Here is a 13,429-nt window from a genome sequence, read left to right on the forward strand (position 1 = left end):
GCACTCACCGCATGGCCCTGGATACTTATGAGCGCAGCGCCCCGCCGATTTTTCGGCAGGGCCTGTCCACCACCACCAAAATCGTTTTGCTCAGTTTGCTGTCGCTGATGTTGATGGCGGCAGACCATCGGCTGCAGATTTCACAACCCTTGCGGGCGGGCGTGGCCATCGCCTTATCACCTTTGCAATGGCTGTCGCTGCAACCCGCCCGTTTGTGGGATGTGGCGGGGAATTACCTTGGTGGTGTGGAGTCGGCCCGCGATGCCGCTTTGTCGTACGAAGCCCGAACCATTGCCCAAGCCCAGCGGCTTCAACAAGTCGAACAACTGAGCCAAGAAAACGCCGACCTGCGCCAACTGCTTGAGCTGCGCTCCAGCGTGGCGGGGCCGACCAAAGCCGTTGAAGTGTTGTACGACACAGCAGACCCTTACACACGCCGCGTGGTGGTAGACCGTGGCAACCTGGCCGGTATCCAAGCAGGTTCGGCTGTGATCGATGCCGCCGGGGTAGTAGGTCAAGTGACCCGCGTGTACCCCTTGGTGAGCGAAGTCACCTTGCTCACCGACCGCCAGCAAAGCATCCCTGTCATCAACGCACGCACAGGCACCCGGCACCTTGTCAACGGCAACCCCATGGGCGTTGGCGGCACCTTAGAGCTGAAGTTTGTGCCCTCGGGCACCGACATGCAAAAGGGCGATCTGCTGACCACCAGCGGCATCGACGGCATTTACCCACCGGGCTTGCATGTCGGGCGCATCTCTCAAATCGACCGCCGGGTCGATGCCTCTTTTGCCACCGTGCATGCCGAACCCACCGCGGTTGAGCGCGGACGTCATTTGTTGGTGCTGTTGCCCGTCAAAGATTGGCCTGCCAAGCCTGTGGCCGAAAAGACGCCCACGCCCCCCAGCAAAAGCAAAGCGGCCAGCAAGCCACCACAAAGCGCGAACACGGCAGGAGGCACGCCATGATCATGCCGGCTGGACGCCCGCTGCTTTTGCCTGCCAACCCGCGCTTCATCGGTTTGAGTTTGGTATTGGCCTTGTTGCTGCACATGTTGCTGGGCTTGTGGGGCCAAGACTGGGTGCCTGATGTACTGGCGATTGCCATGGTGTTTTGGACCGTGCACCAGCCCCGCAAAGTCGGTTTGGTTCTGGCTTTTGTCATGGGCCTGATGGTCGATGTGCACGAGTCCGCCTTGCTCGGTCAAAACGCGTTGTCTTACGTGGTGCTGTGCGGTTTGGCCACGGCCACCCAAAGGCGCATGCTGTGGTTTCCGTTGGGCGAGCAAGCCCTTCAAATTCTGCCTTTGTTCATCGCCGCTTCGGTGGTCGAATGGCTGACCCGATTGTTGGTGCATGACGCTTGGCCCAGCTGGTCGATGCTGTTGGCGCCATTTTTGCAGGCCGGCCTTTGGCCCTTGATCGGCGCCATGCTGTTGGCACCTCAACGCCGGGCATTTGAGCGCGATGACATTCGGCCACTTTGAGCATGTCACTGCACCTGCCTTCTCTTGCGGAATTGCGCGACACCCGCGTCGAGATTGACCGCTTTCAAACCCGGGTCGTCATCGTCCAGTGGGTGATTTTGTTGTGCTTCGTCTTGCTGGCCTCGCGGCTGATTTACCTGCAGGTGATCCGCCACGATGACCTCTTGACGCAAGCTGAAAGCAACCGCACGGCCATCTTGCCCACAGTGCCGCCGCGTGGCAATATTTTGGACCGCAACGGCGTTGTGCTGGCCAACAACTATTCGGCCTATACGCTGGAGATCACACCTTCCAAGGTGAAGGACCTGGAGGCCACTATGGACGCGTTGGCCGAATTGGTGGAAATACAGCCCAAAGACCGTCGCCGTTTCAAGCGTCTGCGTGAAGAGTCCAAGAGTTTTGACTCCTTGCCGATTCGCAACCGTCTGAGTGACGAAGAGGTCGCCCGCTTCAGCGCCCAAAGCTACCGGTTTCCTGGGGTTGAAATCAAAGCCCGCTTGTTCAGGCAATATCCCTATGGCGAGTTGGCAAGCCATGTGATCGGCTACATCGGCCGGATCAACCAGCGCGACAAAGAGATGCTGGAAGAAAACGACGACATCGGCAACTACCGAGGGACCGAATACATCGGCAAGCTGGGCGTTGAACAGCGCTACGAGCGTGAATTGCATGGCATCACGGGCGTCAACCAAGTAGAAACATCTGCCGGTGGTCGGGCCATTCGCAGCCTCTCCAACCGGCCCGCGACGCCGGGTCAAAACGTGGTCTTGTCGATCGACATCCAGTTGCAAAAAATGACGGAGGACCTGTTCGGCAATCGCCGAGGTGCCTTGGTCGCGCTGGACCCACGGACCGGTGAGGTGCTGGCGTTTGTGAGCAAACCCACCTTCGACCCTAATTGGTTCGTCGATGGCATTGACGTAGAAAACTGGCAAATGCTGAACGGCTCGATCGACAAGCCCTTGCTCAACCGCGCCTTGCGCGGAACCTACCCGCCGGGCTCCACCTACAAACCCTTCATGGCGCTGGCCGCTTTGGCCAGTGGCAAGCGCACTCCCAGCGCCATCACCCAGGATTCGGGTTCATGGACCTACGGTGGTCACACCTTTCGCAGCCACGGTGACCATGGCTTGGGTGCGGTGGACATGGTGCGCTCCATCGTGTCGTCGAGCAACGTCTATTACTACTCATTGGCCAACGACATGGGGGTGGACGCCATCCATGACTTCATGAAGCCCCTGTGGTTTGGGCAACACACGGGCATCGACTTGCCCGGCGAAGTGCGCGGCATCTTGCCCAGCACCGAATGGAAACGCAATTACTTCAAGAAACCAGAGCAAAAGAAATGGTTTGGCGGCGAAACCATCTCACTGGGCATTGGCCAGGGCTACAACACCTTCACCATGTTGCAACTGGCCTCGGCAACGGCCACTTTGGCCAACCGGGGCCTGCAGTTCCACCCGCGCGTGGTCACCGCCACGCAAGACGCCCTGACCCATGCGCAAGCCCAAGTGGGCGCGCAAGCACCACGGGATTTGGGCTACAAACCCGAGCACCTGGATGTGGTGCACAAAGGTTTGGTGGGCGTGGTGACCTCGGGCACCTCGGCCCGTGTGTTTGCGGGTGCAGGCTACACCAGCGCCGGTAAAACCGGCACGGCGCAAGCGGTGACGATTGGGCAAAAAGACAGATACGACGCAGCCAAGTTGTCGGAATACCAACGTGACCATGCGCTGTACATGGCCTATGCACCGGCCGAATCTCCGACGATTGCGGTGGCCGTGATCGTGGAAAACGCTGGCTTTGGCGCTGCGTCTGCTGCGCCCATTGCACGGCGGGTCTTTGACTACTGGGTGCTGGGCCAATACCCCAGCGAAGAGGACATGGCGGCCACACAAAGAGGCCAATCGTCCAGCCCGATTGGCAGGCCTCGCGCCAAGAAAGATGTGCCCTTGTTGAATCCCAAAGCTTTGGGGACAACTGACATGCGCGAAGTCACTCCACGTTGAGTTGAGGCGCTGTCAGGTGTTGTAGACCGTGTCCAAGTTGGCGAAACCCTTGACCTCAATCGGATTGCCAAACGGGTCCATGAAAAACATGGTCCATTGCTCACCCGGCTGACCCTCAAAACGCAAATGCGGCGGCACCACAAAGGCCATGTGGACCGCTTGCAAGCGATCGGCCAGATGCTGCCAGTCGTCTTTTTGCAAAACCAGACCAAAGTGCGGCATGGGCACCAAATGCTCGCCCACATGGCCCGTCAAAGTGGTCTTGAAGGGCTCACCCAAATGCAAAGAAATTTGGTGCGTGAAAAAGTCAAAATCCACCCAAGTGGATGTGGATCGCCCCTCCTGGCAACCCAGAACGCCGCCATAAAAGCGACGGGCTTCGTCCAAGTCGGTGACATGAAATGCGAAATGAAAAAGGCTGTGCATGCCCGAAAGCATATCAGCCCGTCAGGCTCAGGGGCAGCCGGAAGAACCCGAATCCACGCATCAACTTGGACCGGGCTGCAACAAGCGCTCAGGCCTGAGAGGGGTCTGCCGCCATCGTGTCAAATTTCTTGAAGTACTGCTTGGCCATGGCCACCAATTGTGCGTCCGAAGGGTGATCGCTGACGATGCTGTCGACCACTCCCGCTGCAATGCTTTTATGGTGGCGGGCACACCAATCTCGGAATTCGTTGCGCGCCAAGCCTGGGCCCGTCAACAGCACTTCGCGTGCGCCAGCCAGCGCTTTGGCCACCTCGGCGTAAAACGCAGCCGTGTCATCGGCCTTGCCTTGGTGTTTGTGGTGGCTGCGCGATGGGATGCGCTGGGCTTGAATGTGCTCACGGTCAAACATGACCACATGGGCTTCTTGGTGGTCCAGCCAGACCACCGCGTGAAAAGTGCTCATGAAAATCCTTGGTTAAAACATCACCGGCGCTGCTCGGCCAAAGTCTGGCAATCGATGCAGCGTTTGGCGGTGGGGTAGGCGCTCAGGCGTGCAGGTGGAATGGTCACGCCGCAGTCGGTGCACTGGCCATAGGTGCCCGCATCCACGCGTTCCATTGCGGCTTCGATGTCTCCCAGTTCGGCGGTTTCGTGTTCGTTGATGGCGAACTCGGTTTGTCGCTCAGTCCGGATCTGGGCGCGCGACTGGAAGCTGTTGTCAAAGTGGTCGGCGGCCATGTCAGCGCGCGAGACCAAGCCGCCGCGCTGCTCGGCGATGCGCTGCAACAGTTGCGTACGCTCGTGCAAAAGGCGCTCGCGGTGGAAGGAGAGGCTGGGGGTACTGGATGAAGTCATGGCTTCATCCTAGGCGCCTGGGGTGACGCGGTATTGATGTGGGTCAACCCCGATAGCCGCATGGCATCGACCATGGGACGGGGTTGATTTGTTTCAAGTGCTCAAGCGCACAGACTCAGTTTTTGGCTTTCATGCGCGACATCATCAATTCCATGTTGGCTTTGCGGTCCGCATTGACTTTTTGCATGTGGGGGCGTTCGCCCATCATCTTGAGGTAATCGCGCACAGGCAGCTCGGCCAAAAAGTCTTTGCCATAAACCAACTTGGTGGCGCCCGAAACCAAGGGCAGGTGCGTCACGGCGGCGCAATCGGCCAAGGTCAGGCTGTCGCCGGCAATGAATGGCGAGAACTTGACCAACTTGGCAAAGGCGGCCACGTTCTTTTCGAGTTGCGCACCAATTTTCTCTTTCACCGAGTCGCTCACCTTGCCGCCAAAAAAGGCTTCGGGGTACAGGTTGCGCGCGACCAGCTCCAGATGCAAGTCCAGAAACAGGGCCAATTCGCGCACTTTGGCAGCCGCAAAAGGGTCGGCAGGGATCAAGGGGTTTTGCGGGTACTTTTGCTCGATGTATTCCAGCATCACGGCCGACTCGCACATGGCGCCCTCTGGCATCTTGAAGTACGGCACTTTGCCCAAGGGGCTGGCCGAGGGATCGGTCTCACCCACCCAAGCGATCTCTTCTTCAAAAGGCACGCCTTTTTCAAGCAGGGCCAGTTTGACTTTGTTGTGGTAATTGCTGGCTGCAAAGCCGCAGAGTGTGAGCATGGGGGTCTCCAGTTGCGTGACAAAGACCCAAGATTAGCCCATGGCCCCGGGCCAAAGAGTCACCAAGATGCTTGTCAGGTCCATCCGGTGCTTTTGACGGCAACGGCCATACAGCGTGAGCCTTCGGTGCCATAATTCGCGCCATGTTCAGCCTGCAACCCCTGCGCAACGCCCACCACCTCACCCGCTTCGTGCTGGTGTGGTTTGCGTTGTTTGTCGGGGCGGCCGTGGCTTCGCCGCTGGTCAAGCCTGAAGCTGTTCACCTGGTTTGCAGCGCCATGGGCGGCGTGAAACTGGTGCCGCTGGATGCTGCAGGTGACGATGTGGATGGGACGAGGGCACACACCGCGCTCGACTGCCCCGCCTGCTTGCCCCTGATTGCGCCCCCAATGGCCGACGTGCTGGCCGAGTTGCCAACGGGTCATTTGTCCCATGTTCTGCAGCCTCTGCTTGCGGCTCGGCTGGCCAGTTTGCTGGGTCAACCCTGGCAAGCCCGCGCACCCCCCTTCTTTTTCGCCTGAAACACCGCCCCTTGATGCGCTGACGCGCCGGGGCTGAGTCGGTTTCGGCATCCCCCTGTGCCTGTGCACCCCGCTTGATGGGGTTTGCCGTACGCACTTTCTCTTCATCGTTCGATAGCCTTCAGGAGTGATCCATGTCCCGTTCCGCTTTGTCTGTGTCTGCCCTTGTTTTGGCCATGACCGTGTCCCTGGCTGCCCAAGCCCAAGTGACCGTGAAAGACGCTTGGGTGCGCGCCACCGTGCCCCAGCAAAAGGCCACTGGCGCCTTCATGCAGCTGCAATCGGCGCAAGACGCCAAACTGGTCTCGGCCCAATCGCCTGTGGCGGGTGTGGTCGAAGTGCATGAAATGGCCATGGACGGCGGCGTGATGCGCATGCGTGCTGTGCCCAACTTGGATTTGCCAGCAGGCAAAGCCGTCGACCTCAAGCCGGGCGGTTACCACGTCATGCTGATGGACCTGAAGGGCCAAGTGAAAGACGGTGACACCGTGCCCGTGACCCTGGTGGTCGAAGGCAAGGATGGCAAACGCCAGTCGGTGGAGCTGAAAGTGCCCGCTCGCAGCGCCGCCGCACCGACCATGAAGCACGGCGAAGGCCACAAGCACAAGCACTGATTGCCCATTCACTGCTTGATACCCTCTTGATCAGCCCATGACTTGGACTTCTGCCCCACTGCACCGCCTGGCCCGCCTTGTGCTGGCCTGGTACGTGCTGTTTGTGGGCGTCTCGGTTTTGGCTTCAACGCTGCAGCCCAAAACCATGGAAGTGGTTTGCTCCAGCATGGGCATCATGAAATTGGTGGTGCAGGGCGAGGAGAGTGAAACCCAAGTGCGCAGCAGCATGGACTGCCCGCTGTGCGCTCACGCCACGCCCGCCTTACCGCCGCCCACGTTGGCCGATCTGGCCCATGTGCCCAATGCACTCGCGCTCATTGTTCAGCGTCTGTCAGAGGCTGTGCTGATCGCAAGCACGGCCCCGCCTTTGCCCTCTCGCGGGCCACCTGTTTTGAATTGATCCATTCCACAACGTGTTGAACACCGTTTGGTGCTCGGTACGTGTCAATGCCTTTGGCCTGAACGGCTGATGGGGTCCGATCGATTGAAAACTTGTCATGAAAATTTCCCTTGCACTTTCTCCTTTGTCTTTGGCCATGCTTGGCCTGTTCGCCAGCCTGAACAGCCATGCAGTGGCCCAAACCACCAAAGCGCTGGACACCATCGTGGTGTCGGGCTCCCGTTCAGAAACCAAACTGTCTGAAACCCCTGTGTCCATCGGCTCTGTCAGTCGTGCCGAATGGGATGCGGATAAGCCCAAAACCATGGGCGAGATCATCAACCGCATTCCAGGCGTGTTCTGGAACGACCTGGGCAACGAACAACACAGCATGGGCATTCGTCAACCCATCAGCACCCAGTCGGTTTACCAGTACCTGGAAGACGGCATCCCAATTCGGCCTTTGGGCGTGTTCAACCACAACGCGCTCAACACCATCAACACCAACGGCGCCAGTGGCGTCGAAGTGGTCAAAGGCGCCGCATCTTCTCTGTATGGCAGCAATGCGGTGGGGGGCGCGGTCAACTTTCTGACCCAGCGTTCATCTCTCACCCCAACGGGCTACATGGGCATTCGCCATGACAACACCGACGGCTTCACCCGGATCGATTCGGGTGCCAGCAACACCTGGGGTGATCTGGGTCTGCGGTTTTCGCATTACAGCTCTCAGCGTGACAGCCTCAATTGGCAGCAACACAGTGGTGGCACCAAAGACTCTTTCTCTTTGCGCGGCGACTACAACCTGAGCGCCACTTCATGGATGCGGGCTTCCTTGGTACACACGAACCTGGACTCCGACACCCCTGGCAGTTTGTTTGAAAACGACTTTCGCACCCACCCCGGCAAGAGCATCAACACCTTCACCTGGCGCAAGGACAAGACCACACGCGCCAACGTGGCCTGGGAAGGCGAAACCACCCGTGGCGGCCTGACCACCGTCACGCTGTTTGCCCGCAACAACGACCACGCCCAGCTACCCAACTACACCATCACCGGATGTCAAGGGGCCAGCTGCAGAGGTACGATCAACAACAACCACGTCCAATCGCTGGGCGTGGACATCAAACACACGCAGAAACTGGACAGCCTGCGGGCACGGCTGGTGACAGGTGTTTACATCGACCGCAGTCAGAATGACTTTGTCTCTGACAACCTGGCCATCGTGCGCGATGTGCCCACAGGGCGTTACACGGGTTATAGCCTCAACAGTGTCAACAACCCCAATGGCGTACGCAACTACGGTGTGGGCATCGCCAACGATGCCGCATTTGCGCAGCTGGAATTCAGCCCGAGCGAGAAAATTCGGGTGGTTGCAGGCGGGCGATACGACAGCATTCGCTACGATTTCAAAAACAACCTGACGCCCGGTGCCAACTTTGGAGCACCCAATGAGGTGCGAAACTTCGGCCAATTCAGCCCCAAACTGGGCGCCACCTATGCCCTGAGCGCCAGCAGCAGTCTTTACAGCAACCTGAGCCTGGGCTTTACACCACCGGAAGTCAGCCAGCTCTATGGCCGCACCGCCATTCCTGAATTGAAGCCCGCCACTTACGACAACATTGAACTCGGCTGGCGTGCTGTCTTGGGCTCCGGCGTTCGCATCGACTCGGCGCTGTACCAACTCAGTGGCAAGGACACCATCGTGTCTTACACGCCAGAGGTGGGCAACAGCTTTAACAAAAATGCGGGTGACACCCGCAGCCGTGGTTTTGAATTGAGCCTGAACCAACAACTGCGCTCATGGGACTGGCGCATGGGATCGACTTGGGCAGAGCACACGTATGTGGATTACCGCCTGAGCGATGCCGCGGGTGCCATCGAAGACTATTCGGGCAAGGGCATGCCCCAGGCCCCGAACCACACCCTCAACGCCCAAGTGGCTTGGAATTTCACGCCAACATCTCGACTGGCATTGAACGTGGTGAAACAAGGCAGCTCCTGGATGAACAACGCCAACACGGTGCGCTACGCAGGCCACACCTTGCTCAACCTGACGATGAGCCACAAGCTGCAGGGCGGCTGGGAAGTCTGGGGCCAGGTACGTAACTTGACCGACAAAAACTATTCGGACAATGCGGCCAGCCGGTTCATCCCGGGCAGGGGCGCCTACAACCCCGACACCCAGAACACCTATGCCGCAGGTGCGCCGCGCAGCATCATGGTGGGCTTGAACAAGTCGTGGGGTGGCCGATGAAGCAATGGACACACTTTCGTTGGCCCCTTCATCGTGGGTCCATTCATTGGCAGCTTTGGCTCTGCGCCCTGACGATCTGGTGCATTGCATCGATGCCACAGGCCATGGCGCAAGACGCCAGCGCATCGGCGGGTCATGCCCGCCACCAGCGCCCCCAGCTGGCCACGGGCGCGGCCATTGCGCCCGATGGTCGCTTGTGGGTGGTGGGGATCAATGCACAGGCGCAGCTCTTTGTGCAGACAACGTCATTAGATCGTCCTGCTTTGGGCGGTCCTGTGCAATGGAGCGAACCGCGCATCTTGAACACCGGCCAAGACCCGGTCGCCGCCGATGGCGAAAGCCGCCCCAAAATTGCTTTTGGTCCGAACGGCTGGGTGGTGATCAGTTACACCATGCCGCTGGCCAAGCGCTTCACCGGCTTTGTGCGCATGCTGCGCAGCAGCGATGGCGGTGTCAGCTTTGGTGAACCCTTCACGGTGCACCAAGACCGGCAGGAAATCACGCACCGCTTTGATGCCATTGCCTTCGATGGCCAAGGTGTTTTACACACCCTGTGGATCGACAAGCGCGATCAAGCACCCAAAGGCGCTGCACAACCCTACGTTGGGGCCGCCATCTACCGCAACGCCTCCACGGATGGCGGTGCCAGATTTGGCCGCGACACCAAAGTGGCCGATCACTCTTGCGAATGTTGCCGCATCGGGCTGGCCCGTAACGCCCAAGGTGAACTGAAAGCCACTTGGCGACACGTGTTTGACGGCAATACGCGCGACCATGCGTTTGCCAGCGTCAGCGCTGCGTCCAACCGCATCACACGCAGCACTTTTGATGGCTGGCAAATCAACGCCTGCCCGCACCACGGACCAGGCTTGGCTGCCGATGCCCATGCCGGCGCCAACGGTTTTCACACCGTTTGGTTTGGCATTCGCAAAGTCAATGGACAAGACCAAGCGGCCGTGCGCTACGCACGGCTGAATGCCCAAGGTGAGCCGCTGCGCAAAACCGAAAGGGTCTTGCCCGACCCGCGTGCCGAACATGCCGACGTGATGGCCCATGGCGCCAAAGTAGCCGTGATCTGGCGCAGCAGCGAAGGGACCGCCACAACACTCAAAGCGTGGCTGTCGCAAGACGGCGGGCAAAACTTCACGCTCAAAACTCTGGCCCAAACCACGGGCCACAACGACCACCCACGTCTTGCCCAATACGGTGAACGGATGGTGGTGGTCTGGCGCAACACCCAGGAGATACAAGTCCATGAACTCCATTTTTAAATCCACTGGCCGCTTGAGCGCAGTCCTGGCGATCGGCGCACTGGCACTTGGCCTTAAAGCCCCACCGGGGCTGGCGCAAGCACACCCGCATGCCGGAGCGCACAACCATTCAAGCCGGACGCAGGCGGCTGGCACGGTCCTGCCTTTTGACGAAAAAACCTGGGCACATCTGTTGCAACACGGGCCGCGCCCGGCCGCTTATGTGTTCACCACCTCATATTGCAGCACTTGCCCAGCGGCATTTACAGCAGTGCACCAGGCCGTGAAAAACCGCAAAACCAAACCCGAGCTCCATGCGGTGGTGATGGATGTGACGGGCGCACAAGCCTGGCGTCACGCCGCGCACTTTGAGGGCATGACCCGCATGTACGCGTTTGACGGGTTTGAGCCCGCCATCCGGCAGGCCATCGATCCCAGCTGGCCCAATGTGACGCCCTATGTGGTGCTGCTGGACGCCAAGGGCCAGACTCAACGCGTGATTGGCCCTCCCAGCGCAGCCGCGCTGAAACGGTGGTTGTCACCGGCTTGATGTCTCTCATCTTGATGCTCATGACACATCAGCAGCGCTGAATAGATTCGATAGAGATTAGGAAATAGAAAAACAGTCGTTTGAGTTTGAGCAAGCCACTTCCAAAATTCATCCCATCAGCTTTTTGATGTGTGTTTTTTTGGAGTGATTCAAATGAAAACCAAACGCCAATTTCTGAAGTTCGCAGCGCTGCTGGCCTTGACCTGGTCGGGTCTGACCGCGCAAGCCCAGACCCCCGTCAGCCTTCTCAACGTGTCGTATGACCCGACCCGTGAGCTGTACACCGAGTTCAACCAGGCTTTTGCCAGGCACTGGAAAGCCCGCACCGGTCAGGACGTGACCATTAAGCAGTCACACGGCGGCTCGGGCAAGCAGGCCCGCTCCATCATCGATGGACTGGACGCCGATGTGGCCACGCTGGCCCTGGCCGGTGACACCGACGCCCTGCACACCAACGGCAACCTGATTCCCAAAGACTGGCAAAAACGCCTGCCGCACAACAGCACGCCTTACACCTCGACCATCGTGCTGGTGGTGCGGCAAGGCAACCCCAAAAACATCAAGGACTGGGACGATCTGGTGCGCCCGGATGTGAAGGTCATCACGCCCAACCCCAAAACCTCGGGCGGCGCACGATGGAACTATCTGGCCGCGTGGGAGTTTGCCAAGCGCAAATACGGTGGTGATGACAAGGCACAAGAGTTTGTGAAAAAACTCTACCAAAACGTGCCGGTGCTGGACACAGGTGCCCGGGGCGCGTCGGTGACCTTTGCCCAGCGCAACCAGGGCGATGTGTTCCTGAGCTGGGAAAACGAAGCCTATTTGCTGGAGAAGGAATTCGGCAACAAGGTGGATTTTGTCTACCCCTCGATCTCCATCCTGGCCGAACCCGCTGTGGCCTTGATCGACAAAAACGTGGACAAAAAAGGGACCCGGGCGGTGGCCCAGGCCTACCTGGAATACCTCTACACCGAAGAAGCGCAGGACCTGATTGGCAAGCACTTCTACAGACCCCGATCGGCCAAAGCCCAGGCCAAGTACGCCAAACAGCTGCCCAAGCTGAACCTGTTCACGATTGAAGAGGCCTTTGGCGGTTGGGACAAAGCCAGCCAGATGCACTTTGTTGATGGCGGCAAGTTTGACCAAATTTACACCCGCAAGTGAAAAGCTCCTTAGCCGCTTATTCACATAAGCAAACAACAAATGATTCGTTTGAGATTTAACGGTCCGATCCCACAATCGCAGTCATGAAGGGGTACTGGTCGGTCAAGGTGATCGACCCCAAGGTCCCAAAACCTCCATTGCTCGGACCCAATCACCATGAAAAAACTCACACACATCGCTTTGGCCGCCACCCTAGCCTTATCAAGCCTGTCGGCCAGCGCGCAAACCTTGCTCAACGCCTCGTACGACGTGGCCCGCGAGTTCTACAAGGACTACAACGCCGCGTTTGTGGCGCATTACAAGAAGACCACCGGCAAGGACGTGAAGATTGACCAAGCCCACGGCGGCTCCAGCGCCCAGGCGCGTGCCGTCAACGACGGGCTGGACGCCGATGTGGTGACCATGAACACCACCACCGACGTGGACTTTTTGGCCGGCACCGGTGTGGTGGCCAAAGACTGGAACAAGCGCTTTGCGCACAACGCTTCGCCCACCACCTCGACCATGCTGTTCCTCACGCGCAATGGCAACCCCAAGGGCATCAAAGACTGGGACGACTTGGTCAAGCCCGGCATCAAGGTGATCATGGTCAACCCCAAGACCGGCGGCAACGGCCGCATGGCTTACATGGCTGCTTGGGGCTATGTCAAAAAGAAAGGCGGCTCGGACACCGAAGCTTCGGAATTTGTGAGCAAGCTCTACAAAAACGTGCCGGTTCTGGCCAAAGGCGGACGCGATGCGACCACCATCTTTTTGCAGCGCAACATCGGCGATGTGCTGATCACTTTTGAGTCCGAGGTCATCTCGGTAGACCGCGAATTTGGCACAGGCAAAGTCGACGCCATCCACCCATCCATCAGCATCGTCGCTGAAAACCCAGTGGCGGTTGTCGAGCGCACCGTGGCCAAAAAAGGGACGGGCGAGCTGGCCAAAGCCTATTTGGATTACCTGTATTCCGAAGAAGCCCAAGAAATCGCCGCCAAGCACGCCTTGCGTCCACGCAACGCTGCGGTGCTGAAAAAGCACGCCAACACCTTCAAGCCTTTGCAATTGTTCACCGTGAACGAGGTGTTTGGCTCCTTCGCCGATGCACAGCGCGTGCACTTCAACGACGGCGGTTTGTTCGACAAAATTTACACCGTCAAATAAGTTTTC

At 58.8% G+C, this 13,429-nt stretch carries 15 protein-coding genes; 11 read left to right on the plus strand and 4 right to left on the minus strand.

Annotated elements, in window-relative coordinates; genetic code table 11:
• Positions 1-11 precede the first annotated feature (11 nt).
• From mreC to mrdA, 3 genes are read left to right on the plus strand one after another with little or no spacing between them, the layout of a single operon-like run.
• Positions 12-968, plus strand: coding sequence for a rod shape-determining protein MreC (mreC, locus tag Q1M54_RS00380; RefSeq protein ID WP_300552350.1), 957 nt, complete (start codon positions 12-14; stop codon positions 966-968).
• Positions 965-1,486 carry a rod shape-determining protein MreD gene (gene mreD / locus Q1M54_RS00385; RefSeq protein WP_300552352.1) on the plus strand — a complete coding sequence of 174 codons (522 nt, stop codon included), beginning with the start codon at positions 965-967 and terminating at the stop codon, positions 1,484-1,486. Before mreC ends, mreD begins: the two co-directional genes overlap by 4 nt.
• Positions 1,487-1,488: 2 nt before the next feature.
• Positions 1,489-3,495: a penicillin-binding protein 2 gene (gene mrdA / locus Q1M54_RS00390; RefSeq protein WP_300552355.1), complete on the plus strand. Its 2,007-nt coding sequence runs from the start codon at positions 1,489-1,491 to the stop codon at positions 3,493-3,495.
• A 12-nt stretch (positions 3,496-3,507) separates the two neighbouring features.
• Here mrdA and Q1M54_RS00395 read toward each other — a convergent pair whose 3' ends face one another.
• The 4 genes from Q1M54_RS00395 to Q1M54_RS00410 form a co-directional block, all read right to left on the minus strand.
• Positions 3,508-3,921 (minus strand): VOC family protein, encoded by a 414-nt coding sequence (locus Q1M54_RS00395; RefSeq protein WP_300552357.1) that lies wholly within the window; start codon positions 3,919-3,921, stop codon positions 3,508-3,510.
• An 88-nt stretch (positions 3,922-4,009) separates the two neighbouring features.
• Positions 4,010-4,384 (minus strand): hypothetical protein, encoded by a 375-nt coding sequence (locus Q1M54_RS00400; protein WP_300552359.1) that lies wholly within the window; start codon positions 4,382-4,384, stop codon positions 4,010-4,012.
• A 20-nt stretch (positions 4,385-4,404) separates the two neighbouring features.
• Positions 4,405-4,776 (minus strand): TraR/DksA C4-type zinc finger protein, encoded by a 372-nt coding sequence (locus Q1M54_RS00405; RefSeq protein ID WP_300552361.1) that lies wholly within the window; start codon positions 4,774-4,776, stop codon positions 4,405-4,407.
• Between the two features lie 115 nt (positions 4,777-4,891).
• Positions 4,892-5,542 (minus strand): glutathione S-transferase, encoded by a 651-nt coding sequence (locus Q1M54_RS00410; RefSeq protein WP_300552363.1) that lies wholly within the window; start codon positions 5,540-5,542, stop codon positions 4,892-4,894.
• Between the two features lie 143 nt (positions 5,543-5,685).
• Between Q1M54_RS00410 and Q1M54_RS00415 the strand changes: the two genes are divergently transcribed.
• The 8 genes from Q1M54_RS00415 to Q1M54_RS00450 all read left to right on the plus strand — a co-directional run bounded on the left by Q1M54_RS00415 (position 5,686) and on the right by Q1M54_RS00450 (position 13,423).
• The gene (locus Q1M54_RS00415) at positions 5,686-6,063 is read left to right on the plus strand and encodes a DUF2946 domain-containing protein (RefSeq protein WP_300552365.1); all 378 of its coding nucleotides are present in this window, start codon (positions 5,686-5,688) and stop codon (positions 6,061-6,063) included.
• 134 nt (positions 6,064-6,197) lie between these two features.
• A complete protein-coding gene (locus tag Q1M54_RS00420; RefSeq protein WP_300552367.1) occupies positions 6,198-6,677 on the plus strand; it encodes a copper chaperone PCu(A)C in 480 nt (159 codons plus the stop codon).
• Between the two features lie 37 nt (positions 6,678-6,714).
• On the plus strand, positions 6,715-7,077 hold the full coding sequence (locus Q1M54_RS00425) for a DUF2946 family protein (protein WP_300552369.1): 363 nt from the start codon (positions 6,715-6,717) through the stop codon (positions 7,075-7,077).
• Positions 7,078-7,174: 97 nt separating this feature from the next.
• Complete coding sequence (locus tag Q1M54_RS00430; RefSeq protein WP_300552371.1) at positions 7,175-9,310, plus strand: TonB-dependent receptor; 2,136 nt, start codon at positions 7,175-7,177, stop codon at positions 9,308-9,310.
• A gap of 92 nt (positions 9,311-9,402) precedes the next feature.
• Positions 9,403-10,581, plus strand: coding sequence for a hypothetical protein (locus tag Q1M54_RS00435; RefSeq protein ID WP_300552373.1), 1,179 nt, complete (start codon positions 9,403-9,405; stop codon positions 10,579-10,581).
• Positions 10,565-11,110, plus strand: a complete 546-nt coding sequence (locus tag Q1M54_RS00440) for a hypothetical protein (protein WP_300552375.1) — start codon at positions 10,565-10,567, stop codon at positions 11,108-11,110. The genes Q1M54_RS00435 and Q1M54_RS00440 overlap by 17 nt, the downstream gene beginning before the upstream one ends.
• A gap of 153 nt (positions 11,111-11,263) precedes the next feature.
• Positions 11,264-12,274 carry a sulfate ABC transporter substrate-binding protein gene (locus tag Q1M54_RS00445; RefSeq protein ID WP_300552377.1) on the plus strand — a complete coding sequence of 337 codons (1,011 nt, stop codon included), beginning with the start codon at positions 11,264-11,266 and terminating at the stop codon, positions 12,272-12,274.
• 156 nt (positions 12,275-12,430) lie between these two features.
• Positions 12,431-13,423, plus strand: coding sequence for a sulfate ABC transporter substrate-binding protein (locus tag Q1M54_RS00450; protein ID WP_300552379.1), 993 nt, complete (start codon positions 12,431-12,433; stop codon positions 13,421-13,423).
• The last annotated feature ends 6 nt before the right edge of the window (positions 13,424-13,429 follow it).

The sequence above is a fragment of the Limnohabitans sp. Rim8 genome, from assembly GCF_943326455.1.
In the GTDB taxonomy this organism is placed as follows: Bacteria; Pseudomonadota; Gammaproteobacteria; order Burkholderiales; family Burkholderiaceae_C; genus Limnohabitans_A.